This is a genomic window from Symbiobacterium sp. (assembly GCF_040797425.1).
Lineage (GTDB): Bacteria > Bacillota > Sulfobacillia > Symbiobacteriales > Symbiobacteriaceae > Symbiobacterium.
Map to the genome: position 1 here is coordinate 93,510 of NZ_JBFNEH010000004.1, position 25,992 is coordinate 119,501.

The 25,992-nt window shown below is 66.6% G+C and carries 28 protein-coding genes and 1 tRNA gene; 25 read left to right on the forward strand and 4 right to left on the reverse strand.

Annotation, left to right across the window (positions count from 1 at the left end; all coding sequences use genetic code 11):
- Positions 1–50 precede the first annotated feature (50 nt).
- Complete coding sequence (locus tag AB2385_RS02300; RefSeq protein ID WP_367653301.1) at positions 51–950, forward strand: DegV family protein; 900 nt, start codon at positions 51–53, stop codon at positions 948–950.
- 71 nt (positions 951–1,021) lie between these two features.
- Here the strand turns inward: AB2385_RS02300 and AB2385_RS02305 are convergent, their stop codons facing one another.
- The gene (locus tag AB2385_RS02305) at positions 1,022–1,696 is read right to left on the reverse strand and encodes a metal-dependent hydrolase (RefSeq protein ID WP_367653302.1); all 675 of its coding nucleotides are present in this window, start codon (positions 1,694–1,696) and stop codon (positions 1,022–1,024) included.
- A gap of 159 nt (positions 1,697–1,855) precedes the next feature.
- Here AB2385_RS02305 and AB2385_RS02310 point away from each other — a divergent pair, with 159 nt between their 5' ends.
- The 3 genes from AB2385_RS02310 to greA all read left to right on the forward strand — a co-directional run bounded on the left by AB2385_RS02310 (position 1,856) and on the right by greA (position 5,153).
- Positions 1,856–3,244: an alpha/beta fold hydrolase gene (locus AB2385_RS02310; protein ID WP_367653303.1), complete on the forward strand. Its 1,389-nt coding sequence runs from the start codon at positions 1,856–1,858 to the stop codon at positions 3,242–3,244.
- A 100-nt stretch (positions 3,245–3,344) separates the two neighbouring features.
- Entirely contained in the window at positions 3,345–4,418 is a 1,074-nt protein-coding gene (dusB, locus tag AB2385_RS02315) for a tRNA dihydrouridine synthase DusB (RefSeq protein ID WP_367653304.1), read from the forward strand.
- Between the two features lie 261 nt (positions 4,419–4,679).
- Complete coding sequence (greA, locus tag AB2385_RS02320) at positions 4,680–5,153, forward strand: transcription elongation factor GreA (RefSeq protein ID WP_367653305.1); 474 nt, start codon at positions 4,680–4,682, stop codon at positions 5,151–5,153.
- Positions 5,154–5,181: 28 nt separating this feature from the next.
- On the opposite strand, the gene AB2385_RS02325 is transcribed toward greA, so the two are convergent.
- On the reverse strand, positions 5,182–5,412 hold the full coding sequence (locus AB2385_RS02325) for a hypothetical protein (protein WP_367653306.1): 231 nt from the start codon (positions 5,410–5,412) through the stop codon (positions 5,182–5,184).
- A 130-nt stretch (positions 5,413–5,542) separates the two neighbouring features.
- Between AB2385_RS02325 and AB2385_RS02330 the strand changes: the two genes are divergently transcribed.
- A tRNA-Ala gene (locus tag AB2385_RS02330) sits at positions 5,543–5,618 on the forward strand.
- 155 nt (positions 5,619–5,773) lie between these two features.
- Here the strand turns inward: AB2385_RS02330 and AB2385_RS02335 are convergent.
- Positions 5,774–6,142, reverse strand: a complete 369-nt coding sequence (locus AB2385_RS02335) for a cupredoxin domain-containing protein (RefSeq protein WP_367653307.1) — start codon at positions 6,140–6,142, stop codon at positions 5,774–5,776.
- A 343-nt stretch (positions 6,143–6,485) separates the two neighbouring features.
- Here AB2385_RS02335 and AB2385_RS02340 point away from each other — a divergent pair, with 343 nt between their 5' ends.
- The 14 genes from AB2385_RS02340 (at position 6,486) to fusA (ending at position 18,369) form a co-directional block, all read left to right on the forward strand.
- Complete coding sequence (locus AB2385_RS02340) at positions 6,486–7,094, forward strand: hypothetical protein (protein WP_367653308.1); 609 nt, start codon at positions 6,486–6,488, stop codon at positions 7,092–7,094.
- A 36-nt stretch (positions 7,095–7,130) separates the two neighbouring features.
- Positions 7,131–8,537, forward strand: coding sequence for a cbb3-type cytochrome c oxidase subunit I (locus AB2385_RS02345; RefSeq protein WP_367653309.1), 1,407 nt, complete (start codon positions 7,131–7,133; stop codon positions 8,535–8,537).
- Positions 8,538–8,555: 18 nt separating this feature from the next.
- Positions 8,556–9,518 (forward strand): cbb3-type cytochrome c oxidase subunit II, encoded by a 963-nt coding sequence (locus tag AB2385_RS02350; protein ID WP_367653310.1) that lies wholly within the window; start codon positions 8,556–8,558, stop codon positions 9,516–9,518.
- A 21-nt stretch (positions 9,519–9,539) separates the two neighbouring features.
- Entirely contained in the window at positions 9,540–9,725 is a 186-nt protein-coding gene (locus tag AB2385_RS02355) for a hypothetical protein (RefSeq protein ID WP_367653311.1), read from the forward strand.
- Between the two features lie 13 nt (positions 9,726–9,738).
- The gene (locus AB2385_RS02360; RefSeq protein ID WP_367653312.1) at positions 9,739–9,897 is read left to right on the forward strand and encodes a hypothetical protein; all 159 of its coding nucleotides are present in this window, start codon (positions 9,739–9,741) and stop codon (positions 9,895–9,897) included.
- Between the two features lie 61 nt (positions 9,898–9,958).
- Positions 9,959–11,185: a 4Fe-4S binding protein gene (locus tag AB2385_RS02365; RefSeq protein WP_367653313.1), complete on the forward strand. Its 1,227-nt coding sequence runs from the start codon at positions 9,959–9,961 to the stop codon at positions 11,183–11,185.
- Positions 11,186–11,448: 263 nt separating this feature from the next.
- Complete coding sequence (gene extP / locus AB2385_RS02370; protein WP_367653314.1) at positions 11,449–12,222, forward strand: selenite/tellurite reduction operon b-type cytochrome ExtP; 774 nt, start codon at positions 11,449–11,451, stop codon at positions 12,220–12,222.
- Positions 12,223–12,234: 12 nt separating this feature from the next.
- On the forward strand, positions 12,235–12,999 hold the full coding sequence (locus tag AB2385_RS02375; RefSeq protein WP_367653315.1) for a menaquinol-cytochrome C reductase: 765 nt from the start codon (positions 12,235–12,237) through the stop codon (positions 12,997–12,999).
- A gap of 48 nt (positions 13,000–13,047) precedes the next feature.
- The gene (locus AB2385_RS02380) at positions 13,048–13,581 is read left to right on the forward strand and encodes a ubiquinol-cytochrome c reductase iron-sulfur subunit (RefSeq protein ID WP_367653316.1); all 534 of its coding nucleotides are present in this window, start codon (positions 13,048–13,050) and stop codon (positions 13,579–13,581) included.
- A 24-nt stretch (positions 13,582–13,605) separates the two neighbouring features.
- Positions 13,606–13,770: a hypothetical protein gene (locus AB2385_RS02385; protein WP_367653317.1), complete on the forward strand. Its 165-nt coding sequence runs from the start codon at positions 13,606–13,608 to the stop codon at positions 13,768–13,770.
- Positions 13,771–13,799: 29 nt separating this feature from the next.
- Positions 13,800–14,738 carry a c-type cytochrome gene (locus tag AB2385_RS02390; RefSeq protein WP_367653318.1) on the forward strand — a complete coding sequence of 313 codons (939 nt, stop codon included), beginning with the start codon at positions 13,800–13,802 and terminating at the stop codon, positions 14,736–14,738.
- Positions 14,739–14,761: 23 nt separating this feature from the next.
- Entirely contained in the window at positions 14,762–15,382 is a 621-nt protein-coding gene (locus tag AB2385_RS02395; protein WP_367653319.1) for a hypothetical protein, read from the forward strand.
- Positions 15,383–15,407: 25 nt separating this feature from the next.
- Positions 15,408–15,857 carry a 4Fe-4S binding protein gene (locus tag AB2385_RS02400; protein ID WP_367653320.1) on the forward strand — a complete coding sequence of 150 codons (450 nt, stop codon included), beginning with the start codon at positions 15,408–15,410 and terminating at the stop codon, positions 15,855–15,857.
- 430 nt (positions 15,858–16,287) lie between these two features.
- Entirely contained in the window at positions 16,288–18,369 is a 2,082-nt protein-coding gene (gene fusA, locus AB2385_RS02405; protein ID WP_367653321.1) for an elongation factor G, read from the forward strand.
- Positions 18,370–18,440: 71 nt separating this feature from the next.
- Here the strand turns inward: fusA and AB2385_RS02410 are convergent, their stop codons facing one another.
- Positions 18,441–18,695 carry a hypothetical protein gene (locus AB2385_RS02410; RefSeq protein ID WP_367653322.1) on the reverse strand — a complete coding sequence of 85 codons (255 nt, stop codon included), beginning with the start codon at positions 18,693–18,695 and terminating at the stop codon, positions 18,441–18,443.
- Positions 18,696–18,883: 188 nt separating this feature from the next.
- Here AB2385_RS02410 and AB2385_RS02415 point away from each other — a divergent pair, with 188 nt between their 5' ends.
- The 6 genes from AB2385_RS02415 to yedE all read left to right on the forward strand — a co-directional run.
- Positions 18,884–20,056, forward strand: coding sequence for a class I SAM-dependent rRNA methyltransferase (locus AB2385_RS02415; RefSeq protein WP_367653323.1), 1,173 nt, complete (start codon positions 18,884–18,886; stop codon positions 20,054–20,056).
- 196 nt (positions 20,057–20,252) lie between these two features.
- Entirely contained in the window at positions 20,253–20,708 is a 456-nt protein-coding gene (locus AB2385_RS02420; RefSeq protein WP_367653324.1) for a CtsR family transcriptional regulator, read from the forward strand.
- Positions 20,709–20,722: 14 nt separating this feature from the next.
- Positions 20,723–21,265 carry a UvrB/UvrC motif-containing protein gene (locus tag AB2385_RS02425; RefSeq protein WP_367653325.1) on the forward strand — a complete coding sequence of 181 codons (543 nt, stop codon included), beginning with the start codon at positions 20,723–20,725 and terminating at the stop codon, positions 21,263–21,265.
- Positions 21,252–22,313 carry a protein arginine kinase gene (locus tag AB2385_RS02430; protein WP_367653326.1) on the forward strand — a complete coding sequence of 354 codons (1,062 nt, stop codon included), beginning with the start codon at positions 21,252–21,254 and terminating at the stop codon, positions 22,311–22,313. Before AB2385_RS02425 ends, AB2385_RS02430 begins: the two co-directional genes overlap by 14 nt.
- Before the next feature lie 299 nt (positions 22,314–22,612).
- Positions 22,613–25,117: an ATP-dependent Clp protease ATP-binding subunit gene (locus AB2385_RS02435; RefSeq protein WP_367653327.1), complete on the forward strand. Its 2,505-nt coding sequence runs from the start codon at positions 22,613–22,615 to the stop codon at positions 25,115–25,117.
- A gap of 217 nt (positions 25,118–25,334) precedes the next feature.
- Positions 25,335–25,992 (forward strand): YedE family putative selenium transporter (yedE, locus tag AB2385_RS02440; RefSeq protein WP_367653328.1); only part of this gene is annotated, 658 nt, incomplete at its 3' end.

The window sequence follows — 25,992 nt, forward strand, 5'->3', positions numbered from 1 at the left end:
TGGCTTGCCAGCCCTGTGGCTGTGCATCGCCCCGGCGAGGAGGAACCGGCATGACGCAGAATCGCTCTTGCACCCTGGTCGTCGACGGAGGGGTCGACCTGCCCGAGGAGCTGGTCGCGCAGTACGGCATTCAGGTTGTTCCGCTCACGGTTCACTTCGGCGACGAGAGCTACCAGAGCGGCGTGACCATCACTCCCGCCGAGTTCTACCGGCGGCTCAGGGAGCGGGGTGAGTTCCCCACCACTTCGCAGCCTTCCGTGGGCGACTACGTGGAGGCTTACCGGCGCGCGGGTGAGGCGGGCCTGCCCATCCTGTCGCTGCACCTGTCCAGCGGCCTCTCCGGCTCGTACAACGCCGCACGCACGGCGGCCTCGCTCCTTCCGCACCTGGACATCACCCTGGTGGACACGATGACCCTCTCGGGCGAGATGTCGCTCCAGGTGCTCGTGGCGGCCGAGATGGCGGAGCAGGGCTTCTCCATTCCGGAGATCTGCGACATGCTGCGGGCGGTGAACGAGCGGTCCCGCCTGTACTTCACCATCGAGAAACTGGACTACCTGCGCAAGGGTGGCCGGATGGGCCGGGTCGCCGCGGCGGTGGGCAGCCTGCTCGGCATCCGTCCCATCGTCACCGTCGACAAAGCCACGGGCACCTACGTGGCCGTCGCGAAGGCCCGGTCGTTCCGGCGGGCGGTGGAGGAACTGGCCCACCGCATCATCGCCGACGTCGGCGAGGGCAACGAGGTCAGCCTGATCGTGCTCGAGGGCCACTGCCCCGACGAGGTGGCTCACGCCGTGGCCCTGCTCCGGAGCCGGCTGAACGTCATCTGGTTCCAACACCTGCACGTCAACCCGAGCCTGGGTGCCCACGTGGGCCCCGGCGCCCTGGGTGTGGCCCACTTTCCCGGTCCGCTGCCGTTCGTGGGGCGCGACGTCGTCGCCGCCGACTAGCGGGCCTGCTCCTCACAATGCCGATGGCCGCCCTTCGCAGGGCGGCCGTTTTTCCATGCGCGAGTTCGGTGTTACAGTTCGTAGGTCTCGCCCGGCCGGAGCACCACGGGCTCGGTGCCGCCAGCGGCGCGCACCCGCTCCACGAAGTCGGAGGGGTCCTGCACCAGCAGCGGGAAGGTGCCCCAGTGCATGGGGATGACGACCTTGGGCTGAATCCACTGCACGGCGGTGGCAGCGTCTTCCGGCCCCATCGTGAAGTGGTCGCCGATCGGCAGCAGGGCCACGTCGATTCCCGGGGCCTCGATCACGCCGTTCAGCAACTTCATGTCGCTGAAGAGGGCGGTGTCGCCCGCGTGGTAGATGCGCTTCCCCCCCAGGTGGATGACGAAGCCGCACGCGTGGCCACCCGTGTGCCCGAAGCCGTGGTACGCCAGCGTGACGCGCACCTGACCGAAGTCGAAGCGCTTCTTGCCGCCCAGAGCCATGCCCACCACCTCGACGCCCTGCTTTGCCAGCTCCTGCCCGGCCTCGAAGGTGGTGATGACGGTCGCACCGGTCCGGCGGGCGATCGCCACGGTGTCGCCTACGTGGTCATCGTGCATGTGCGTCACCAGGATGTACTTCGGGTGCAGGTCTGTCGCCTTCACGGGGCAGACCGGATTGCCCGTGATAAACGGGTCGATGAGCAGGTTCCACTCCCCTTCCACGATTTCGAATGCGGAGTGGCCCAGGTACCGGATTCGCACAAGATCGCCTCCTCTTTGGGTGGTTTTCGGAAGTAGTTTCCCCCGTAGCACCGTCAATACTGTACAGAGAAGGGTTTGAGGGATCATATATGGAAGGAACAGTACGAACATAACTTGAACACCGACAACGAATACCGTTACCGGCTGGGGGATCGAAACATGGTGCGCAGGGCGTGGTGGCTGGTCCTTACGTTGGCCGTGGTCATCGGAGCACAGTGGCTGCTGGCGCGCAGCCACGCCGACTTGAGGGTGGAGACGGAACGCCTGGCCGAAGCTCCCGTGCTGCACTTTGCCGCCGTGGGGGAGGCGCGCGGGGCTGTCGTCGTCCTGCACGACCTTGGCGGAAGCAAGGAGCTCATGCAGTGCTGGGGGTACGGCCTGGCCCGCCGCGGGTTTGATGCCTACGTACCGGACCTGCCGGGCCACGGAGAGCAGGTGGCGCCGCTGCCCCAGTGGGAGGCGGGCGCAGACGCCGCTCTGGGCGGATGGGTGAACCGCCTGGTAGCCGAACTCCTCGCGGACGGACGGGCCGAGCCGGGCAAGGTGGGGCTGCTGGGCCAAGGCCTCGGGGCGGACGCCGCACTCGCGGCGGTGCAGCGGCAGCCCGCCGTGGCGGCCACCATCCTCGTGTTCCCGTCTGAGCCGGGGACGACCGGGTCGCCCGATCGGCTCGTTCTGGCCGGAAATCCGGTTCCCGGCCTCTGTGATGAGAATGCCCTGGCTCAGGCGGCCGCCTGGCTGCACCAGCAGATGGGGACGGAGCCGCCTGCCGGAAGCGCGGCGCCTTCACCTCTGCCCTGGCTGCTCGTGAGCCTCGCCGGCGGGGTGGGCGCGCTGGCTGCCGCTTCGGGGCTCGTGCGACCGCGCCTTGCGCGCACCGGGTCCCGGACGCGGCCGACGGGGCTGGCCGCCGGGCTGGTGGCCGTCGCCGTCGCCCTGCTCAGCGCCGTGCTGGCCGCGGTTTACTGGCGGTTACCGCAGCTGGGTGTGGCGCTGTTGGACTACCTCCTACCATATTTCCTGGTCGCGGCGGCCGTTCTCCTGCTTTTCCGAACGCTCTGGCCGCGCGAATTCGGCGTGCCGCTCCTGCAGCCCGGCGAGCCTCTGCCGGCGGCTGTGATGCGGGGTGTTGCGGTGGCGTTGGCCTTCGTCGGCGCGGTGGTGCCCGTGATTCACCTGAACGTGACCCACTTCTTGCCCAATCAGCCCAGGCTCCTGCCGCTGGCGGCGGCCACGCTGGTTTTCTGGCTGTACGCCGTGCAGGTGGAGGGGCTGAAGCGCGCGGTGGCGGGCGGGCCATCGCCGGGCGGCCTGGCGCTGGGGCTCGGGGCCAAGCTGGTGATGGTGGCCACCTGGGTGGGGGCCGGCGTTCTGCCCCGTCCGCCGGCCCTCCTGGCCGCAGTCGCCCCCCGGCTGTTCGGGGCACTGGTCCTGCTGGAACTTGTCGACTGGGGGCTTGCCGCGATGCGTTTCTCGCCCGTGAGCATCGCACTGACCGAGGCCTTCATTCTGGGCTGGTCCGCAGCGGTGGTCCTGCCGCTGGTGTGACCCGGAAGTGCCCGGGGGGGTACAGAACCTGGCATGGACCTGTGCGCGTGGCGGGGTTATAATAACCCCGCCACTGATCTCCTTTCCGGGGGTGAGAGGGTTGCCTGAGGTTCTGCTGAAGCCGATCCGCCTCGGCGGCGGCGTGACGATCGAGCGCCCGCTGGCGCTGGCACCCATGGCCGGCGTGACCAACTGGCCCTTCCGCCGCCTGTGCAAGGAGCAGGGTTGCGGGCTGGTGGTCACGGAGTTCGTGAGCGACAAGGCGCTCCTCTACGACAGCCCGCGCACCAGGGAGATGATCCTCCTGCTGGACGACGAGCGCCCGGCAGGGGTGCAGCTCTTCGGCGCCGAGCCGGAGACGATGGCCCGGGCTGCCGTGCGGGTGGTGGAACTGGTCCGGCCGGACCTGATCGACATCAACATGGGCTGCCCGGCGCCGAAGGTCACGCGGGGCCGCGGCGGCTCTTCGCTCCTGAAAGAGCCGGAACTGGCTCAGGAAATCGTACGCCAGGTCGTGCGGGCCGTGGCGCCGGTGCCGGTGACGGTGAAGATGCGCATCGGCTGGGACGCGGCATCGATCAACGCCGTGGAGGTGGCCCGGCGGGTGGAGGAGGCCGGGGCCCAGATGATCACGGTGCACGGCCGCACCCGGCAGCAGCACTACTCCGGCCGGGCGGACTGGGACGTGATCGCCGCGGTGGCCCGCGCCGTTTCGATTCCCGTGCTGGGCAACGGCGATATCACCGACCCCCGGATCGCCGCAGAGCGGCTGCGCACCGCCTTTGTGGCGGGGCTGGCCATCGGCCGGGGGGCTTTGGGAAACCCCTGGATCTTCAGTCGGACGCTTCACTACCTGGAGACGGGGGAGCTGTTGCCGGAAGCCAACGCCCGGCAGCGCGTGGAGATGGCGCTGCGCCACCTCGACCTGATGATCGCCTACAAGGGAGAGTTTCTGGCGGTACGGGAGATGCGGAAGCATGCGGCCTGGTACCTGAAAGGTCTCTACGGCGCGGCGGAGGCCCGGGCCAACATCAACCGGGCGGAGCGTGCCGAGGAGATGCGCTCGCTGCTGCTCGGCTTCCTGGAGCGGCTGGAGAGGTCAGGCCGCACGGAGGTCGACCCGGAGGCCGTGGCGGCGGTCGACGAGGAATCGCCCACGTCGTGCGGGGCATGAGGGCAGCCAGGCGGCGCCGGAAGCGTCAGACAGTTAAGTTGACACTGCTGCACCGTCATACGTATAATAATCGTGCTACCGAAAGTAAGCACTGCGAGAAACCGGGGCCCGGCCGGCCGACGCCCGGCTTGCGGCGAACGGGCTCGTAGTGCTTCGTCGCAGCTTGGGGACAGGTTCCCGGGGTATACGGCGCCCGGCCCGGCTCGTATACATCCCTGACCACCGCTGGGTGCAGTCGTCTGGTGTAAAGGGGAGAGCCGAATGCCCGAGAAAGAGGTACTGCTATCGCTGGAAGGGTTGAAGCAGCTGGAGCAGGAGCTACTCTACCTCCGCACGGTGAAGCGTCTGGAAGTGGCGGAGCGGATCAAGCAGGCCCGGGAGTACGGCGACATCGCGGAGAACTCCGAGTACGAGGACGCCAAGAACGAGCAGGCCTTCATCGAGGGCCGCATCCTGGAGCTCGAGAAGATGCTCCGGAACGCCCGGGTGATCGACGAGCCCGTCGGCAACCACGACGTGGTGGTGGTGGGCAGCACCGTGGTCCTGCGCGACCTGGAGTACGGTGAGGAGTGTACGTACACCATCGTAGGCACCACGGAAGCGGACCCCTCCCAGCACCGCATCTCCAACGAGTCGCCGGTCGGGCGGGCGATCATGGGCCAGAAGGTGGGCACCGTCGTGGCTGTGGAAGCGCCCGACGGGGTGATCAAGTACGAGATCGTGGCGATCAAATAGCAGGGCGGGGGGCGAATGCCCCCCCGCTTCAGTCGCGCACCTCCTGACCCAGCCTGAGCTCGGGGCCGTCCTTCCGCTTCTGGCCCGGCGGCGGGTTCCGGGGTTCCGGCGCCTCCCACGGACGCACGGTGGCCTCGTATCGGGGGCTTTCGTCCGGCCCGGGCGAGTCCCTGAGATTCGCCTCGTAGGCCGACTGGCCCAGGTCGCCCGCCGTGGGACCCAGCTGTGGCTGCTTCAGGTCGTGGAGCGGCCTTGGCATGGCGATCGCCTCCCGCGCATAGTCTGCCCCGATTGCGCCCGGGCACGGCTTGGTAAGATCAGGGCGGCTGGCAGAAGGATCGGCGTTGACAAGCGGCGAGGCGGGCGGGTACAATAGCTAAGCGGCTGACGGGGCTGTAGCTCAGCTGGGAGAGCAGCGCCTTTGCAAGGCGAAGGTCGAGGGTTCGAATCCCTTCAGCTCCACCATGACGAATACCGTTGCACTGCGGATCGGGCGAAGCCCGGTCCGCTTTTTCGCGCTCCTCCGGCGGCGAGAAAAAGCGCCCCGGGCACCGCCGGTGGGCGGCGCCGGGGCCTGACGAGGACGGGGGAGACCGTTCCCGTCCCTCTCGGGTTGTGCGTTACTTGACAATCAGCTTGCCCTTCATGCCGGACTCGAGGTGACCGGGCACGTCGCAGATGATCTCGTGCTCGCCCTTCTGCGAGGCCCTCACCTCGATCACGCTCGACTGCCCGGCCGGAACCTGGCCGGAGTTCACGCCCAGGGCCGGGATGAGGAAGTTGTGGGCCACGGCGGGATCCTTGTTCACCAGGGTGATCTTCAGGGTGTCGCCCTCGTTCGCCTCCAGGACGTCCGGGACGAACACCATCTCACCGTTCGGCCCCATCTCGACCGTGAGCTCCTTGACCTCGCCGCTCTTGCCGCCACAGGCGGTGAGCAGAACCAGAGACAGCAGACCGACCAGAAGAATCGTGGTAAGTTTCTTCATAGTTCCGGTTTCACTCCCCTTCCGTTCAATAGCATCATGCCAGACAGATGCGATTAGTCCAATAGGACGCGTAACGTAGTCGGTCTCTCGGATCATAGACCGAGTAGGGTCCCCGCCCTAAGTACTGCCATGCATGCAACTTTCGCCCCGACCATGCTACAATAGCGGCTGAAAACCCTGTCGTTACCCTCTTTTCTTAGAAGTGTGATAACTATAGCCTTGATGATACCACGGTGTCCTGACCCGCAGCAAGGTGTATTCGTGCTCACATTCACTACTTTGAGGTTGAACTTATCGATATAGTTTAACCAAACCGAGCGCAAAGCTTCCTGGGGGCGGTTATTTGGCACGTTTGGCACGCTCGTCATGGGCAGGCCTGGCCGTGGCGCTGGCCTTGCAGCTCCTGCTCCCCGCGAAGGCCGCGGCTGAGCACCTGAGTGGGGGCGCAAGCGACCTGATGGGCCTGTACGGCGGCAGCGCACTGCTGCTCGGCTTCACCGGTCTCCTCGGCGTGCTGGGCCTGGCGCCCCGCCGCTGGCGCTGGTACGGCTACCGCTACGGCCGGTGGCTGCTGGGTCTGGGGCTCCTGGTGCTGCTGGGCGGGGGGTTCCACGCCAGCGTCGTCGGCACGGCGGAGCGGGAAACCGGCGACGTGGCCCTGGGGCGTCTGGCCACCCAGCAGCTCCTCGGCACCCTCACGGTCTTCGCCTCGTTCTGGGGGCTGGTCTACTACGCCGCCAGACGCTCCGGGGTGCTGAACATGGGCGAGTCCGTCAAGTACGCCATCCTGCGGAACGGCGACCCGCCCGAACCGACGGCGGCCCGGGTCGGGCGGCCGGGGGAGCAGCGGCTCATGTGGATTCCCGTCGCGGCGATGGGCCTTCTGGCCTTCTTCTTCAGCGCAGGAGTCCTGATCACCTTACTCCGTCTGCCCTCTGGCGCAAGGCCCTAGCACGCGACCGCGCAGTCTGCAAAAGGGAGGAGAGAGATGATGTTCAGTGCTGTAGAAGGATCCGCAAGTCGGAACTTCTTCTACACCGCGGTCTTGTGGATGGCCATCGGGATGAGTTTCGGTCTCTTTGCGGCGGTGCTTCTGATCTTCCCTGACCTCGTGAAGGGCATCCCGGTGCTCGAGTACTTCACCTTTGGCCGTGTCCGTCCGGTGCACACCAACCTGGTGATGTTTGGCTGGCTCAGCGGGGCCTACTTCGCAACGCTCTTTTACATGGTTCCTCGCCTCTCCGGCACCCCGCTCTGGAGCGAACGGCTGGGCAACTTCGCCGTGCTGTTCTACAACCTGCTGATGACCGCGTACGCCGTGACCCTTCTCATGGGCATGAACGCGGGCCGTGAGTACGCCGAGTCCACCTGGGTGCTGAAAGTCCTGACGGTCGTGCTGTTCGCTCTGGTCTTCTTCAACGTGATCATGACCTTCGCCAACCGCAAGGAGAAGGAGCTGTACGTCACCGCCTGGTACATGCTCGGCGCGGTGGCGACTGCGCCCGTGATCTACGTCGTGGGCAACCAGTTCCTGATGCCGACCAACCCCGTGACCGGCGTGAACGACGCGGTGATCAACTGGTTCTACGGCCACAACATCCTCGGCTACTGGTTCACCACCATCGGCGTCGGCGCCATCTACTACCTCCTGCCGAAGCTGACCGGCAACCCCATCTGGAGCCACAGGCTCTCCATGATCGGCTTCTGGATGCTCATGTTCGTCTACGGTCCCACGGGAGCCCACCACCTGGTCAACGGTCCGGTCCCGTACTGGCTGCAGACCATCTCCATCGCCTTCTCGGTCTGTCTGATCGTCCCGGTGTGGACGGTGCTCACCAACTTCTACGGCACGATGAACGGCCGCTGGGGCGCGCTGAAGGAATCGGTGCCGCTGAAGTTCCTGGTCTCCGCCATGGTGTTCTACTTCATCACCTGTTTCCAGGGTCCGATGCAGTCCCTGCGTTCGGTGAGCTCGATCGTCCACTTCACCAACTGGGTCGTGGGCCACGCACACCTCGCGCTGGTCGGCACCTTCTCGTTCATCATGTTCGCCACCATCTACTACGCCCTGCCCCGCCTGATTAACCGTGAAATCTGGTCGGCGAAGCTGATGGACTGGCATTTCTGGCTTTCGCTGATCGGCTTCACCCTCTTCTTCGTCTCGCTCACCATCGGTGGCCTCGTCCAGGGTTCCGACTGGGCGGCCAACCAGTCCGCCAACTTCATCGCCTCCGTCATCAACCAGCGGCCCTTCAACATCGCCCGGGCGGTCGGCGGCGCGATGATCCTGGGTGCCCAGCTGGTGTTCATCTACAACATCTTCAAGACTGCGACGGCCGGCAGCAGGCTCGGCGCCGGGCAGGCCGAGACCGGCTCCGCCGTGGCCGGCGTATAGCGAGGAGGCGGTGTGCGCATGGGCAACAAGTTCGAGAAGAGCGCTGCGCTGGTTGGTCTGGGCGCCTTCCTGCTCCTCACCTTCGCCGTGATCCTCACCGTGGCGTTGCCGCTGATGCAGGAGGAGCTTTACGCAGCCTCGCCCTCGTCGCCGCGCTACAAGGGGATGTACAACGACGGCAAGCCGATCAGCCCCCAGGTGGCTCGCGGCCGCGAGATCTACATCCGCGAGGGCTGCTTCTACTGCCACACCCAGCAGGTTCGCACGCTGCCCAACGACGCTGCCTTCCAGGCTCCTGCCGTCACCCTCAGCGACGGCACCGTGGTCGGCGGCCGGGCAACCCGCCCAGAGGACTACAGCAACGACAACCCGGTCTTGCTGGGCTCCCAGCGCACCGGACCCGACCTCAAGTACGTGGGTCACCGCCTGCCATCCAAGGAATGGCACATCGCCCACCTGATCGACCCGCGGTCCACCGAGCCCAACTCGATCATGCCATCGTACGCCCACCTGCCGGCCGACGAGCTGGACGCCCTGGCCGAGTACCTGCTCACGCTGCGCGACTGGGCGGTTCCCGTCGAGACCCTGGCCAAGTATCCCGGGCCTGACATCCTGCAGGCGACCGACGACATCCTGCCCGACGAGTACCGCGGCCTCACCAACCCCTACAGCGTCGATGATGCTTCTGTCCTGGCCCGGGCCGAGGCGCTCATCGAGGCCAACGGCTGCCTGCAGTGCCACGGTCAGGACATGAGGGGCAGGGGGCCCGGGGACGACTGGCCTAACCCGCCGTACCCGACCGACTGGTACAAGGCTGCCGAGACCCACTCCGAGCAGTTCATCTTCTGGGTGATCTCGGAAGGCACTCTTCGGGAGGACGGCTCCGGCTCCGGCATGCCGGCCTGGCGTCTGAACGGCCTGTCGGAGGAGGACCGCTGGGCCCTGACCACCTACATCAAGTCGCTCGCCGGCAAGCAGTAGCGACGAAGGGGGGACCTCCCGGTGGATATCGAGTGGACGCGCTTTGCTGACCTGGCGCCCTCGAACGTCCTCCTGCTCCTGGTCGTGCTGCTCATCTGGGCCCTGATCATCGGGGGGATGTTCTGGGCCTTCAGGTCGGGCAGTGCGAGCATGGGTGAAGACGTGAAGTGGAAGTACGTCAAGGATGACGAACCAGTTTCGCACTGACGGAGGTGGAACCATGTCTGAGGAGAACCGGCCGCAGAGCGAGGAAGCACACCACCAGTCGCCTCCGGTTCCCAAGTTCCTGCTCCTGGTCTACGCCGTGATCGCCATCTTCTTTGTGTACTACATCGCTGGCAACCTGCGGTTTGGGCCGAACAGCCCCACTGGCTTCTAGGGCCGTGCTGACCCCCCTCGCCCGGGGCGAGGGGGGTCTCGCACCAGCGGAGGAGATGCAGATGAGAGACCGCCTTGGCAAGGTCAAGACTGTCATCCGCCGCCGGCGGCGGGCCGTACAACTGACCGTTCTGGCCCTGCTGATTCTCGCACCGTTCGTGCACCTCTTCCGGTTTGACCTGCCCAGCATGTCGCTGTACCTCTTCGGCACGCGCCTCTGGGTGAAGCACGTCTTCGTCTTCCTGCTGCTCCTGGTGACGGTGATCTACGCCATCATCGCCGCCAGCCTGCTGTTCGGGCGGGTCTTCTGCGGCTGGGTCTGCCCGCAGAACCTGTTCAACGAGCTGACCCGCACCTGGGACCGGCGCCTGGGCCGGGCCGGCAGCATCCTGCTCTCGGTGGCCATCAGCCTCTTCGGCGGGTTCGTGGTGTGGAGCTACTTCCATGACGGCGTCGCCCTTCTGCGGGAGTACCGGAGTGGTCAGGTGCCCCTGGTCCCCACGGCCTTCATCGCCTTCTTCGGACTGTTCTTCACGGGGGCCATGGCGTGGTGGCGGACCTCCGTCTGCCGCGTGGTCTGCCCGTACGGGCACCTGCAGTCCATCATCTCCAACCCTGACACGATGCACCTGCAGGTGTTCAACCTCCCCGGCAACCGCGACATTTGCGCCACCTGCGGGCTCTGCGCCGAAATCTGCCACATGGGCGTGGACCCGCGTACGACGGAGCAGAAGCACTGCGTTGTCTGCGGCGACTGCCTGGACGCCTGTGCGCTGGTTTCGGGGGCCCGGAAGGTGCCGCGGGTACTCAACTTCACCATCGGCTCGGGCGAGCGGGCGGTGGCCCTGCGGGAGCGGGGGCAGCTGTGGCAGAACGTGCGCCGCCTGGCGCCCCGGCTCCTCCTGCCGCTTACGCTCACCGTGGCGCTGGGCGGGCTTTCGGCCTACTTCCTGGTCCACCGGCCGCTGGTTGACCTGGTGGTGGCCAAGGACCACCGGCTGGCGCTGGCTGCGGGCAGTCCGGTGAGCAGCGGCGCCGTGATGGCCGTCTCCGTCATCAACCTGTCGGAGCAGCCGGACCGCTTCCACCTGGAGGTGGAGGGGCTGCCGGAGTACTGGGCCACCCTCGAGCAGTCCACCGTAGAGCTGGGTCCCGGGGAACGTGCCCTGGTGCGGCTGCGAGTGCATCCCACCGAACGGAAGGTCGGCTCGCACCGCTTCACGGTGCGCGTGGTGGCGGAGCAGAGCGGTGCGGAGGCGAGCTTCGAGACCGTGCACGTGGTGTACTGAGGCCGGTTCGCGCTTGGGCCTAAAGTTCGCTAAAAAAGAGGAATACGAGAAAGCGCAAAGAACCATACATTTTCCAGACCGTCGGCGCCGATCGGGTCAGGTGAGGTGGCCGGTGCCCCACCGGCCACCCCCTTGCACGGATGTTGCCATATTTTTGTATTGATAATGATAACCATATTCCGTTATAATGACGTTTGTTGGAAACAGTGCGACTGATCGGACGTCTGGCGTCTGCTTGCCGATACAGGGGAGGTGCTGATTCGGTGGGTCTTTGGTCCAGGTTCAAGAACACGACGTTGTACAAGTCGATCTACCGGAACGAATACCCCGATACTCCGCGCAACCAGGTGCTGGTGATCCTCAACAGCGTGGTGCTGCATCTGCACCCGGTGAAGGTGCCGCGGCGCGCCGTGCGGATGAGCTATACGTGGGGGCTCGGCGGCCTGTCGCTGCTCATGTTCCTGATCCTCACCGTGACGGGCGTGTGGCTGATGTTCTACTACGTGCCCTCCGTGCCCGGCGCATACGAATCGATGAAGGCGCTGGAGACCGACGTCATCTTCGGCCCGTTCGCCCGCAACCTCCACCGCTGGGCCGCCCACGGCATGGTCCTCGCGGTGTGGCTGCACATGACGCGGGTCTTCTACACCGGTTCTTACAAGCCGCCCCGGGAGTTTAACTGGGTCATCGGCGTCGTCCTGTTCACCATCACCGTGCTGCTCTCATTCACTGGTTATCTCCTGCCCTGGGACCAGCTGGCTTACTGGGCGATCCAGGTGGGCTCCAACATGGCCCGGGTGACGCCGGTCGTCGGCAGCTACGTCCAGCGGGCGCTGCTGGACGGCTATGAGATCGGCCCGTCCACGCTGGTGCGCTGGTACACGCTCCACGTCATCCTGCTGCCGCTCGCCTGCATCGCACTGATGGCCGTTCACTTCTGGCGCATCCGCAAGGACGGCGGCATCTCGACGCCCATCCCGTACGAAGAGGAAGAGGACGAGAGCCTGCCGGCGAGCGACGCCGAGGTCGCCGACTAGGGGGGAAGTCGCATGGCTGAGCAGACCGAGAAGTATCAGCAGACGGGACCGAAGGTGAGTCCCGGCCAGAAGGAAGAGCTGGTTTACACGTGGCCGTTTCTGGTCTCCATCGAGGCGATCATGGCCGTCACCATGATCCTCGCCCTGGCCCTCATGGCCACCTTCGTGGACGCACCGCTCCTCGACATGGCCAACCCCGATGAGACGCCTAACCCGGCGAAGGCGCCGTGGTACTTCCTGGGACTGCAGGAGCTCCTGCTCCACATGGACCCGGCCCTGGCCGGCGTGATCGTACCCGGGGCCTGCCTGGTCCTGCTGGCCACGATCCCCTACATTGACCGGGACCGGCGGGGGACCGGCATCTGGTTCTCCACGAAGAAGGGCGTGCCCATCACCGTCTTCTCTGCGGTCTACACGGCGGTGATCGAGATCGCCCTGGTGCTCGTGGACGAGGTGCTCCGGGTGAGCGGCATGGAGGAAGGTTCCCACGGCGTCTCCGCCACCGTCACGTGGCTCCTGACCGAGAAGGCCGGCTTCGCGACCGAGGCGGTCTCGTGGATCGGCTCGATCTTCATCCCGCTCTGCCTGATGATCGGCATCCCCTGGGTGCTGGCCGCCATCGTCAGGCGGCGCTACCAGGCCAACACCCGCGAGATCATGATCGCCCTCTACACTTTCTTCTTCACTTCCTTCCTCGTGCTCTCCGGGATCGGCACCTTCTTCCGGGGCGAGTCCATGCGGCTGGTCTGGCCGTGGGAGCTGCACGCTCCGCACTAGACCTGTCTCGCCCCGACGTGACAAACCGCTGGGAAAGGGTGAAACTCCATGGCCGCTGAGAACAAGGTGCGCGGCTCCGCGGCGGCGCCTCCGGCCCCTGCTGCCACCGGCGCAGGCATGAGCCGCCGGCAGTTCCTGCGCAGTTCCATGTTTGCCTCCATCGGCGCCATGTTCGGCCTCGCCGGAGCGGGCGGGGCGGGCATGTTCTGGCCGATCAAGCTCTCGGGCTTCGGCGGCATCGTTCCCGCCCCCGTCAAGGCCCATGAGATGAAGGTGGGCGACGTGGTCGCCGTGCGGGAGGGCAAGTACTACCTCACCCGCAGCGAGGACGGGCTGATGGCCCTCTACTGGCGCTGCGTGCACCTGGGCTGCACGGTTCCCTGGAACGCCGCCGAGGGCAAGTTCATGTGCCCGTGCCACGCCTCTGTGTACGACATCAACGGTCAGAACATCGCCGGCCCGGCGCCGCGTCCGCTGGACATGATGGCGATCACCATCCAGCCCGACGGCACGGTTCTGGTGGATACCGGCAAGATCACCGAGCGCAGGCACCACGACCCCAGCCACGCCGTCAAAATCTGAGCCGAGGGAGGGGCGGTAGCAAGGATGTTCGACCTCACCAGTCTGCTGGGCCAGGCCTCGTCCGTTTCCAGCCCCTGGTACCACGGGGTGCGAGTTTCAGAGGCGACCGAGCTCCTGATCGTCGTGGCCCTGTTCCTCGGCGTACTTGTAAGCGTGTACTTCATCCAGCGCTGGATCGGTGACTACTAGTCCGGTGCCCGGAAAGGAGCTCGACGGTTGTGCGTAACGAGAGAAAGTACAAGGTCATCACGCTGCTCTCGCTGGCGTTGGCCCTCCTGCTGCTGGGCACTGGCATTCGGGAGCCGTTCCGCATGGCGAATGCGGAGCGGCGGCAGCACGAGGAGTACGTGCTGAAGGGCGCCCAGCTCTACGCCGCGAACTGCGCGCAGTGCCACGGCCCTTACGGCGAGGGCGTGGTGGGCATGCCGCTCAACCGGGCTGACTACCGGTTGGATCCCGACTCGCCCGCGGGCCGCGACGTCTACCGCATGCTGTATGAGACCATCGCCATGGGCCGTGAAGGCAACGCCGACCACTACCAGTGGGTCAGGGTGAAGACGCCCGAGGGCAAGGACGCCTGGATGTCGTACACCGAGATGCCCGCCTGGCTGAAGGAGTACGGCGGTCTCCTGGACGAGGAGGCCGTGAAGGCCCTGACCCTGTTCATCATGTACGACAAGTCCAACGGGGCGCAGTGGTACATGGTGGGCGACTCGACGAAGGCGCCGATTCCTTCGCCTGACCTGCAGCCTGACGATTCCGGCGAGATCCCGCTGCCCGACGCCGACGTCTCTCCCGAGGTGAACGCCACGGCCAAGGCGCTGCTCCGGGACTACACCAAGACTCAGTGCCTTACCTGCCACACCATCGGCGTCAAGGGCGGCAAGGCCGGCCCCGACCTGACCCGCCTGGGCTCCTGGGGCATCGACCAGGAGTTTCTGGAGGAATGGATCAAGCGGGCCAGCGGGACCAACGCGATGCCCCACGACGAGCGGATGCCCATCTACTGGCGTGAGAACCGCGCCATCACCACCACCGAGATCGACCTGAGCAAGAAGACGGTCTCCGAGGGGCCGTACTACATGCCCGCCTTCGAGGGCCGGCTGACCGACGAGGAGATCGCCATCATCGCGGAGTACCTGCTGGGGCTGAAGTAAGGCCTGAAGACGGGGGTGAGCAGGTGCGGCCATACCTGACAGCGCTGCTGGTCATCGCCTTCCTGGTGGGGAGCCTGTTCCGGGCATCGGAGCTCACGGGCATGCGCATCTGGAACATGTTCGCCACGTTTGGCATCTTCCTGTTCGGCGTGGTCGGCTCACTGGCCCTCACCCGTCTCCAGCAGCGGTCGGGCATCCGAAGTGTGCAGGAGGCCCTGAAGGCCCTGGAGCCCGAGTGGGTCATCACCGACTGGTCACACGCGGCCGCCGAGCGCCCTGACTACCTGCTGGTGGGGCCGGGCGGCATCCTGGCGGTGTGTGTGGAGGACTCGCCCCGGGCGCTGTCGGCTGCCCGCACGCGGAGGCAGGTGGCGGCCGCTGCTGTCCGGACCCTCCGGGCGGCGGACTGGGTGTGCAGGAGGCTCGCCGAACTGGACGCAGGCCACCTGCCCGTGCGGCCCGTACTGCTGCTTTCCCGACTGCGGGCGCTCCCCGAATACAGCCAGGAGGGCGTGCCGGTCCTCAACCCGGAGGGACTCGCGGCGTTCGTGGGCGCCCTCGCACCGGCGCCCACCGTGAGCCGCCCGTTGCGTTACCGGCTTACGCGCCGCCTGCGGGAAGAAGCCCTGCCCGAGACCGGCTAGCCGTACCCCCAAAGGAGGGAAAAGCGTGCCCCACTTCATCAACGAGAAGTGCATCGGCTGCACCGCCTGCGTGGCCGTCTGCCCCACCGAGGCCATCAGCGGGGAGCGGAAGCAGATACACTATATCGACCCGAAGCTTTGCATTGACTGCGACGCCTGCGTGCGCAGCTGCCCGGTGATGGCGATCGCGGACGAGTTCGGCGTCTACAAGCCCCGCATCGCCAAGCGGGCCGACTGGCCGAAGCCGGTCATCGACCCCGTCTCGTGCTCGGGGTGCGACTTCTGCGTGGAGATCTGCCCGTTTAACTGCCTCGAGTTGGCGGGCGAGGGCCCGTTCTTCGGCACGGCGGTGCTGGTGCGGCCCCAGGCCTGCGTCGGCTGCCGGGAGTGCGAGGAGGTCTGCGCCAAGGGTGCGATCATCGTCATGACGCCCGGCGAGGTGCACCCCATCGCCGCCGCCGAGGGCCGCGCGTGAGGCGGGCGCTACAGGTGAGGGAGCCCTTCGTTCCGGGCTCCCTCTTCTCGTCCCCGGGCTGAGGGGGCTGGGCCTCCCCCCGGGAGGGCCGGGAAGGCACGTGTAGCGGAGAAGGGATGGTGGCAAAGTATCTAAGGTGAGCGGTAGCGCTTTCGGACAAGATTGCAGGCAGCAGAAGGAGAGACCTGCGGGCGGGTCGAAATTGCAACTGCATCGGGGATGAGTTTTCAGACGTGGGAGGGCCTCGCTCTGGCTCGACTCCGATGACGTGGGTTGCCTGAATCGCAGCGGGTTGTCCGGCGCCCAGCCTTTGGGAAGCGCACCTTTGCGGTGCGCCGAGCCCCTTGTAGCCGACACGCAAGTCCGAATCGTATTGCCTGGGGCCCCCGGCTGAGCGCAGTTCCATCAACCGTTGAGGAGGAGATGGAGTTTGAGAAGATTTGCTGTCGACAAGGTGCGGAACCTGGCCCTCATCGCCCACAGCGGCGCGGGGAAGACATCGCTCGCCGAGGCCATGCTCTACAACGCCGGCGTTACGGACCGGCTTGGGCGCGTTGACGAGGGCAATACGGTTATGGACTATGACCCCGAGGAGATCCGGCGGAAGGTCTCCATTTCCATGGGCATCGCGCCGCTGGAGTGGAAGGGCCTGAAGTTCAATGTGCTGGATACTCCGGGGTATTTTGATTTTGTCGGCGAGGTCAAGGCCGCCCTGCGGGTGGTCGAGACCGCCATCCTGCTGGTCGACGCCGTGGCCGGCGTCGAGGTGGGCGCGGAACTCACGTATGAACACGCGGTGAAGGCCGGCGTCTCCCGCCTGATCGTCATCAACAAGATGGACCGGGAGAACGCCAACTTCCAGAAGACCCTGGAGGCGCTGGAGGGCGCCTTCGGGCGGCCCGTGGTCCCGTTCCAGCTGCCGATCGGGTCCGAGGCCAGCTTCAAGGGCGTCGTGGACGTCGTCGCCCGGAAGGCTTACGTGTTCTCCGGCAAGACCGTGAAGGAGGAGGCCGTCCCCGCCGAACTCGAGGGTCAGATCGGCGAAATCCGCGACAAGCTGATGGAGCTGGCGGCCGAGGCCGATGACGAGCTGACGATGAAGTTCCTCGAAGAGGGCGAGCTCTCGCAGGAGGAGATGGAGCGGGGGCTCCGCCTGGGCGTGCACAAGGGCGACATCGTGCCGGTCCTCGTGGCTGCGGCCTCCAAGAACATCGGCATCAGCACGCTGATGGACGCCATCGCCACGTATGCGCCGTCGCCGGCGGACCGCGGCGATCTGGTGGGCAAGACCCCGGACGGCGAGCCGGTGAGCCGGCCGATCGGTGAGGACCAGCCTGTCAGCGCCCTGGTGTTCAAGACGACGGCAGACCCGTTCGTCGGCCGCATGACGGTCATGCGGGTCTTCAACGGCAAGATCACCAGCGATCAGACGGTGTACAACCTGACGCGCGGCCGCACCGAGCGCATCGGCAACATCTTCATCCCCAAGGGCAAGGGCCAGGAGCCGGTAACCGAGGCAGGCCCGGGCGACATCATCGCCGTCGCCAAGCTGGCCGTCACCCAGACCAACGACACCCTGGGTGAGGAGGCCAACCCGCTGCTGCTCGATCCCGTGGACTTCCCGACGCCGGTCTACTCGGTCGCGGTCCACCCGAAGACCAAGGGCGATGAGGAGAAGATCGGCTCGGGCCTGCAGCGCCTGGCCGAGGAGGATGCCACCTTCACCGTCCGGCGCGACCCGGTGACCTCCGAGACCATTATCTCCGGCCTGGGCGAGACCCACGTCGACGTGATGATCGAGCGGCTGAAGCGCAAGTTCGGCGTCGAGGCCGTGCTCACCGAGCCGAAGGTCGCCTACAAGGAGACCATCAAGGGCAAGGCCCAGGGCGAGTACAAGCACAAGAAGCAGACCGGCGGCCGCGGCCAGTACGGTCACTGCAAGATCGAGATCGAGCCGCTGTACGACGGGGAGTACGAGTTCGTCGACAAGATCTTCGCGGGCGCCATTCCGCTCAACTTCCGCCCGGCCGTGGACAAGGGCGTGCAGGAGACCATGGCCGATGGCGTGCTGGCCGGCTACCCCGTGACCGGCGTGCGCTGCACGCTGCTTGACGGCTCCTACCACGAGGTCGACTCCTCGGAAATGGCCTTCAAGATCGCCGCCCGCAACGCGTTCAAGCAGGCCTTCATGAACGCCAAGCCGGTCCTCCTGGAGCCGATCATGAAGCTGGAAGTCGTGGTGCCCGAGGCGTACATGGGCGACATCATGGGCGACCTGAACAAGAAGCGCGGCCGCATCGCCGGCATGGAGCCCATCGGCGGCGGCAAGCAGGTCATCCGGGCCATGGTGCCGCTGGCCGAACTGCACCGGTACGCCATCGACCTGCGCTCGATGACCCAGGGGCGCGGCCAGTTCACGATGGAGTTCGACCACTACGAGGAGGTCCCGGCCCAGGTCGCCAAGGCCGTTATCGAGGCGTCCGCGGCCAACCGCAAGGAGGAGGCGGAGTAGGCCTCCCGATCCTTCCACCGAAGGAGATCAACGAAGCTCGCCAGCCGCACGGGCAGGCGAGCTTTTCCTTCTCACTGGCGGCCGCCGGTCTCCGGCTCCCCGGCGAGGTGCGGGTGGTTCGGTGCCGCCTGCGCATTCCGCATGTCGCCCTTGCGGGCCATCCGCTGCTTACGCAGATCCTCCCGCTCGATCCAGACCAGCCCCTCGGTGGGCACCTCAGGGTCGACCTCGCCCCGCACCGCCCTGTCGGTGAGGTGCTGGCCTGACGCGTGGGTTCCGGTGACCGTGGTCCGGACGCTTTCGTGGCGGTTCTTACGCTCGGGCATCGCCATCTCCCCCTCGGTGCATAGCCTGCCCGCCGACCGGGCGTTCCATGTCCTGCACCGGAAGGGCCGTGCGCGCCGCGACCCGGTGCGGGGGCGGGGACGGTCGCCGCGAAGGCCAGAGTGTACTTTGCCTTCCCGGGGGAGAACAGTAAGATAGGGTTGAACGGGCCCCAGAGAGGAGTTTGGGAATGGCGGTTGTTCAGCTGGCTCGGGGGCGCCACCGGCGCATTCAGGAAGGGCACCCCTGGGTGTTTCGGGACGACGTGGAGGAAGTGCGGGGCGAGGTGACGCCGGGGGACGTAGTGTCCGTCGTCGATTTCCGCGGGCGCTTCCTCGGCAAGGGGTACATCAACCCGCGCTCCCAGATTATCGTGCGCATGCTGACGAACCGGGACGAGCCCATCGACCGGGACTTCTTCCGGCGCAGGCTGGAGCGGGCCTGGGCGTACCGCCAGCGGGTCCTGTCGGACACGGGCGCCTGCCGTGTGGTCTTCGGCGAGGCCGACTTCCTGCCAGGACTCATCGTGGACAAGTTCGGGTCCGTACTGGTGGTGCAGACCCTTGCGCTGGGCATCGACCGCTGGCTGCCGGACATCGTGGACATCCTCGACGATCTGCTGCACCCCCGGGGCATCTACGAGCGCAACGACGTACCGGTGCGGCACCTGGAGGGCCTGGAGGAGCGCAAGGGCTACCTGCGGGGCGAGTTCGATCCGCGCCTTACCATCGTGGAGAACGGGCTCGAGATCGCGGTGGACGTGGCCGAGGGGCAGAAGACCGGCTACTTCCTCGACCAGCGGGAGAACCGCCGGGCGGTCCGCCCCTACGCGGCCGGCGGGCGCGTGCTGGACTGCTTCTGCAACGTGGGCGGGTTCGCCCTGAACGCCGCCGCGGGCGGTGCGCGGGAGGTCGTCGCTGTCGATGTCTCGGAGCAGGCCCTGGCCGCTGCGCAGGAGAACGCGGTTCGCAACGGCCTGAGCGACAGAATCCGCTTTGTGGCGGGCAACGCGTTCGACATCTTGCGCCAGATGGAAGCGAACCGGGAGCGATTCGACCTGATCATCCTCGATCCGCCAGCCTTCGCCAAGAACCGGGCGGCCCTCGAGGGGGCGGTGCGCGGTTACAAGGAGATCAACCTGCGGGCCCTGCGGATGCTCTCGGAGGGCGGGTTCCTCGTCACCTGCTCGTGCTCGTACCACATGACCCCCGACCTCTTCAAGGCGGTGGTGGCCGATGCCGCCCTGGACGCCCGCCGCCGGCTGCGCCTGGTGGAGGAGCGGGCGCAGGCTCCGGACCATCCCATTCTGGTGGGATACGACGAGAGCCACTACCTCAAGTGCCACATTTACGAGGTGGTCTGACGGCCGCGGCGCAAACCTCCGCCGGATCAGGCGCATAAACGTCAAATAACATCAAATCAGGTCTCCGCGGGAGTGCGGCGGGGAAAACTGAGGCTTGTCGGACGAATGCCGTGTCAGATGGTGCTTGCGCGTTCTCCGGTAAGCGGCTAAAGTGGTAGGCAGAAAGGTCAAATAAAGTCAAGGAGGGAGAGCGGCCGTGGCCAATCTGGCAGACGAGATCGAACGGTACCTCAAAGATCTCCTCCGCAGGTCTGAGACCCTGGAGGTCCAGCGGGCCATGCTGGCCGCCCGATTTGCCTGCGCACCGTCGCAGATTAACTACGTGCTGTCGACCCGGTTTACCCCGGAGCGAGGTTATATTGTGGAGAGCCGCCGGGGTGGCGGCGGCTACATCCGCATCATCCGACTCAAAATCGAGCGCGTCGAGGACTTGCAGGAACTGATCCAGCGGCAGATCGGCGACGCCATCACGCAAGACGAGGCCCTCGACATCGTCGCCCGCCTGTTCGAGCAGGGGATCATCAACGAGCGGGAGGCGGCGATCATGCAGGCAGCCCTCAGGCGGGAGGCGCTGCGTCTTGACCTGCCCGCCCGTGACATGGTGCGCGCCGACCTTCTGCGCGCCATGCTCATGGCGATCCTGCGCTTCTAAGGAGGTGGGTGGTCATGCTGTGCCAACGGTGTGGCCAGCGCGAGGCGACGGTGCATCAGACCGTGGTGACCAATGGCGTGAAGCAGGAGTCCCATCTGTGCGTGGAGTGTGCCCGGGAGGTCGGCGCCATCGCCGATTTCTCCTTCCCGAACCTGTCCATCCAGCACCTGCTGAGCTCCTTCCTCGGGCAGGCGCTGCAGGGGCCGGGGGCCCCGAAAGCGCAGCTGAAGGCTGAGCCGACCTGCCGGTACTGCGGCATGACGTACAGCCAGTTTGCCCAGGCCGGTGTGCTGGGCTGCGCCCGGTGCTACCAGGAGATGGAGCAGCAGCTCCTGCCGCTGATCAAGCGGATCCAGGGCACCACTGCCCACAGCGGCAAAGTGCCGAAGCGAACCGGCGGCATCGCCCGCAAGCGGCGCGACCTGGCGGCGCTGCGGACCCAGCTGCAGGCCGCGGTGCAGAGCGAGAGGTACGAGGAGGCGGCCCGCCTGCGTGACCAGATTCGCGCACTGGAGGCCGAGATCGCTGCCGGAGGTGAGGACCGTGGGCTGGAGTGAGCTGGTGACGCGGGCTTCGAGCCGGTGGACCGAGGGCACGGGACCCCACCCGGAAGTGGTGCTCTCCTCCCGCATCCGGCTGGCGCGCAACCTGTATGACCTGCCCTTCCCGCAGCGCATGTCGGACGCCGACACGGAGAAGCTCCTCAAGGCGGCCGAGGAGGGCGTGCGGGAGATCAACCTGGTCGGCTTCCCGTCCAAGGTGACCCTCTACCGGCTGGGCGGCACGACGCCGCTCGACCGGCAGGTGTTGGTCGACAAGCACCTGATCAGCCCCCAGCAGGCCAAGGACGCGGCGACCAAGGCGGTGGCCATCTCCGACGACGAGTCGATCTCGATCATGGTCAACGAGGAGGACCACCTGCGCATCCAGGTTCTGACGCCGGGCCTGCAGCTTCAGGAGGCCTGGCGGACCGCGTCGCAGGTGGACGATGCCCTGGAGCAGCGCCTTCAGTACGCCTTCGACGAGCAGCTCGGCTACCTTACGGCCTGCCCGACCAACGTGGGCACGGGCCTCCGGGCCTCGGTGATGATGCACCTGCCCGCCCTGGTACTGACCCAGCAGGCCGGGCGGCTGTTCCACAACCTGTCCCAGCTGGGACTGGTGGTGCGGGGCCTCTACGGCGAGGGCACCGAGGCGGCTGGCCACATCTTCCAGATTTCGAACCAGACGTCCCTGGGCAAGGCGGAGGAGGAGATCATCTCCAACCTCGAGGCCATCGCCCGGACGGTGATCGATACCGAGGCACAGGCCCGGCAGCACCTGTACCGCGAGATGCGGCTGCAGATCGAGGACCGGGTCTCCCGGGCCTACGGGCTCCTTTCCAACGCGCGGGTGATCACGTCGGAGGAGGCGATGCGGCTCCTCTCCGATGTGCGGCTCGGCGTGGCTCTGGGGGTGCTGCCCGCCATCAGCTACCGCACGCTGAATGAACTCATGATCGCGATGCAGCCGGCGTTCCTGCAGCGGGCGGAAGGACGGGAACTGAACCCGCTGGAGCGCGACGTGAAGCGGGCGGCGCTCATCCGGTCGCAACTGGCGGCCTGATCGTGCCGTATCGGTGCGCCGCGCGCGACGGACCCAAACGGTGAGACCACGGGATTTCGGCTCCCGCCGCAGGCCGTACGGGCGGCGCCGATCGGGACTGATCGTCTGCACGTACCGTTCAGCTTCGGCTTCATGTGCAAGACAGTGTAGCGTGTCGGTTCGTGTCCCCTGATTGCCGTGTGTGCTGTTCGGTCTTGGGTACGGCGAGGCACCGTGTACCATATTGGGTCTGATTCCATGGTAGGCAGTGCACACCGAGCGGACGCGGAATAGACAGGAGGATAGGGGGTAAGTCACGCATGTTCAGCCGCTATACCGAACGGGCCCAGCGCGTGATCGTGCTGGCCCAGGATGAGGCCCGGCGTTTGAACTATGACTATGTGGGTACGGAACATCTGCTCCTGGGGCTGATTCGGGAGGGCGAGGGCATCGCCGCCAAGGCGCTGCAGTCGCTGGGGATTCAGCTGGAGCAGGTCCGGGCCGAGGTCGAGAAGATGATCGGCAAGGGCTCCGCCTCCACCCGGGGCGAGATCGGCTTCACGCCCCGGGCCAAGAAGGTGATGGTGGAGCTGGCGATCGAGGAGGCGCGCCTCCTGGGCCACAACTACGTGGGCACCGAGCACATCCTCCTGGGCCTGATCCGGGAGGGTGAGGGCGTCGCGGCGCAGGTGCTGCAGAACCTGGGGGCCGACCTCGACCGGGTGCGGAACCAGGTGATCCACCTGCTCGGCGGGGTGCCCAACCCGCCCTCGGGTTCGGTTTCCCCGGGTGTGGCCAAGGCCAAGGGGCCGAAGACCAGCACGTCCACGCTCGACCAGTTCGGCCGCGACCTGAACCAGATGGCGCGCGACGGCAAGCTCGACCCCGTGATCGGCCGGGAAAAGGAGATCGAGCGGGTCATCCAGATTCTCTCCCGCCGCACCAAGAACAACCCGGTCCTGATTGGCGAGCCCGGCGTGGGCAAGACCGCCATCGCCGAGGGGCTGGCCCAGCGGATCGCGGAAGGGCGCGTTCCGGAGATCCTGAAGGATAAGCGGGTCGTGGCCCTGGACCTCGCGTCGCTGGTGGCCGGCTCCAAGTACCGGGGCGAGTTCGAGGAGCGGCTGAAGAAGGTGATGGAGGAGATCCGCAACGCGGGCAACATCATCCTCTTCATCGACGAGCTGCACACCATCATCGGCGCCGGCGCGGCTGAGGGCGCCATCGACGCTTCCAACATCCTCAAGCCGGCCCTGGCCCGCGGCGAGCTGCAGGCCATCGGTGCGACCACCATCGACGAGTACCGCAAGCACGTCGAAAAGGACGCCGCCCTGGAGCGGCGCTTCCAGCCGGTAATGGTCGACGAGCCGTCCCCGGAGGACACCATCAAGATCCTGAAGGGCCTGCGGGACCGCTATGAGGCCCACCACCGGGTGGAGATCACCGACGCCGCCATCGAGGCCGCAGTGCGGCTCTCCGACCGCTATGTGACCGACCGGTTCCTGCCCGACAAGGCCGTGGACCTCATCGATGAGGCCGCCTCCCGCGTGCGCCTGTCCACCTTCGTGGCCCCGCCCAACCTGAAGGAGCTGGAGGACAAGCTGGAGGAGGTGCGCAAGGAGAAGGAGGCCGCCGTCCAGGGGCAGGAGTTCGAGAAGGCCGCCCGGCTGCGGGACAAGGAGACCAAGCTGAAGGAGGAGCTGGAGCGGCTCAAGAACGAGTGGCAGCAGAAGAAGGTGACCTCGAAGTCGGTGGTGACCGAGGACGACATCGCCACCATCGTCTCGCAGTGGACCGGCATCCCGGCCGCGAAGCTGACGGTGGATGAGTCGAAGCGCCTGCTGAACCTCGAGAACATCCTGCACGAGAAGGTGGTGGGCCAGGACGAGGCGGTGGCCGCGGTCGCCCGGGCGATCCGGCGGGCCCGCTCCGGCCTGAAGGATCCCAAGCGGCCGATCGGCTCGTTCATCTTCCTCGGGCCCACCGGCACCGGCAAGACGCATCTGGCCCGGGCCCTGGCCGAGGCCCTGTTCGGGGACGAGGACGCGATGATCCGCATCGACATGTCGGAGTATATGGAGCGGCATACCACCTCCCGCCTCGTGGGCGCCCCGCCCGGATACGTGGGCTACGACGAGGGCGGCCAGCTGACCGAGGCCGTTCGGCGCCGGCCCTACTCGGTGGTGCTGCTGGACGAGATCGAGAAGGCGCACCCCGAGGTGTTCAACATCCTGCTACAGGTGCTGGAGGACGGCCGGCTGACGGACTCGAAGGGCCGCACCGTCGACTTCCGCAACACCGTGATCATCATGACGTCCAACGCCGGCGCCCAGGTCATCCGCGGCGACAAGCAGCTGGGCTTCACCGTGCAGGAGGACGAACAGGGCCAGTACGAGCGGATGAAGAGCCGGGTCATGGACGAGGTGAAGCGGCTGTTCCGGCCCGAGTTCATCAACCGTCTGGACGAGATCATCATCTTCCACAACCTGAACAAGGATCACCTGAAGCAGATCGTCCGCCTCGAGGTGAAGAAGGTCGCCGACCGGCTGAAGGAGCAGGGCGTCACCATGACCATCACCGACGCCGCCCTGGAGAAGCTGGTCGCGGAGGGGTACGACCAGCACTACGGCGCCAGGCCGCTGCGCAGGGCGATTCAGCGGCTGGTGGAGGACCCGCTGGCGGAGGAGATGCTGGCTCACCCGCTGCAGTACGGCGAGCAGGTGCAGGTGGACGTGGACCAGGACGGCAAGATCGTCTTCCGGCGCACGGCCCCGTCGGCCGCGTCGGTGGGCGCCGCCGGCGAGGGCGGGCCGAAGGAGCAGTAAGACGACTGGCACGCGCAAGCCGGGGGAGGGCACACCTCCCCCGGCGTTTTTCGCGCGCCGGTCTTGCGGCGGCGGTGAGCATGCCGGAATCGCCCGGTGCGCACGCCCCCCGGGCGAAGGTGTTCCGCACATACTCGGGCACCCCAGGTTGGAAAGGTATTCTTTCCAACGCGTCAAATATACGAACTAGTACCAATAGGAGGGGGAGATTCGTTCCATGTCGCTGAAGAACTTGTTCGCAGGTCGCTGGGGTGTCATCATCACCGGAATTGCGGTTGGCGTGCTGGCGCCCATTCTCGTGAAGCTGGGCAACCCGGGCAACATGGGGATCTGCGTGGCCTGTTTCAGCCGCGACATCGCCGGCGCCCTCGGGCTCCACCGGGCGGCGGCGGTGCAGTACATCCGGCCCGAGATCCCGGGCATGGTGCTCGGCGCGCTGGTCGCGGCGCTGGTCACAGGCGAGTGGCGGGCCCGGGGCGGCTCATCGCCGCTGGTGCGCTACATCATGGGCGTGATCGCCGCCATTGGCGCCCTGGTCTTCCTCGGCTGTCCGTGGCGGGCGTTCCTGCGGCTGGGCGGCGGTGACTGGAACGCCGCCGTGGGCATTCTTGGCTTCGTGGCCGGGATCTGGGCGGGCACCTTCTTCCTGCGCCGGGGCTACAGCCTGGGCAAGAGCCGGCCGATGGCCCCCGTGATGGGGTGGATCATGCCGGCCGCCATGGTGGGCCTCCTGGTCCTGCTGCTGGCCGCGCCGCTCTTCGGCCGCGATGCAGACGGCAACCCGGTTGGCCCCATCTTCTTCAGCACCACCGGCCCCGGGGCGCAGCACGCCGCCTGGTGGATCTCGCTGCTGGCCGCCCTCGTGATCGGCTTCC

Bases quoted from the DNA above. Each gene is read 5' to 3' on its own strand.
- AB2385_RS02415 (WP_367653323.1), top strand. From the start codon at position 18,884: ATGGCGGTTGTTCAGCTGGCTCGGGGGCGCCACCGGCGCATTCAGGAA.
- AB2385_RS02335 (WP_367653307.1), bottom strand. From the start codon at position 6,142: ATGAAGAAACTTACCACGATTCTTCTGGTCGGTCTGCTGTCTCTGGTT.
- AB2385_RS02310 (WP_367653303.1), top strand. From the start codon at position 1,856: ATGGTGCGCAGGGCGTGGTGGCTGGTCCTTACGTTGGCCGTGGTCATC.
- AB2385_RS02350 (WP_367653310.1), top strand. From the start codon at position 8,556: ATGGGCAACAAGTTCGAGAAGAGCGCTGCGCTGGTTGGTCTGGGCGCC.
- AB2385_RS02425 (WP_367653325.1), top strand. From the start codon at position 20,723: ATGCTGTGCCAACGGTGTGGCCAGCGCGAGGCGACGGTGCATCAGACC.
- AB2385_RS02385 (WP_367653317.1), top strand. From the start codon at position 13,606: ATGTTCGACCTCACCAGTCTGCTGGGCCAGGCCTCGTCCGTTTCCAGC.
- AB2385_RS02380 (WP_367653316.1), top strand. From the start codon at position 13,048: ATGGCCGCTGAGAACAAGGTGCGCGGCTCCGCGGCGGCGCCTCCGGCC.
- greA (WP_367653305.1), top strand. From the start codon at position 4,680: ATGCCCGAGAAAGAGGTACTGCTATCGCTGGAAGGGTTGAAGCAGCTG.
- AB2385_RS02435 (WP_367653327.1), top strand. From the start codon at position 22,613: ATGTTCAGCCGCTATACCGAACGGGCCCAGCGCGTGATCGTGCTGGCC.
- AB2385_RS02360 (WP_367653312.1), top strand. From the start codon at position 9,739: ATGTCTGAGGAGAACCGGCCGCAGAGCGAGGAAGCACACCACCAGTCG.
- AB2385_RS02345 (WP_367653309.1), top strand. From the start codon at position 7,131: ATGATGTTCAGTGCTGTAGAAGGATCCGCAAGTCGGAACTTCTTCTAC.
- AB2385_RS02300 (WP_367653301.1), top strand. From the start codon at position 51: ATGACGCAGAATCGCTCTTGCACCCTGGTCGTCGACGGAGGGGTCGAC.
- AB2385_RS02365 (WP_367653313.1), top strand. From the start codon at position 9,959: ATGAGAGACCGCCTTGGCAAGGTCAAGACTGTCATCCGCCGCCGGCGG.
- AB2385_RS02325 (WP_367653306.1), bottom strand. From the start codon at position 5,412: ATGCCAAGGCCGCTCCACGACCTGAAGCAGCCACAGCTGGGTCCCACG.
- AB2385_RS02410 (WP_367653322.1), bottom strand. From the start codon at position 18,695: ATGCCCGAGCGTAAGAACCGCCACGAAAGCGTCCGGACCACGGTCACC.
- AB2385_RS02375 (WP_367653315.1), top strand. From the start codon at position 12,235: ATGGCTGAGCAGACCGAGAAGTATCAGCAGACGGGACCGAAGGTGAGT.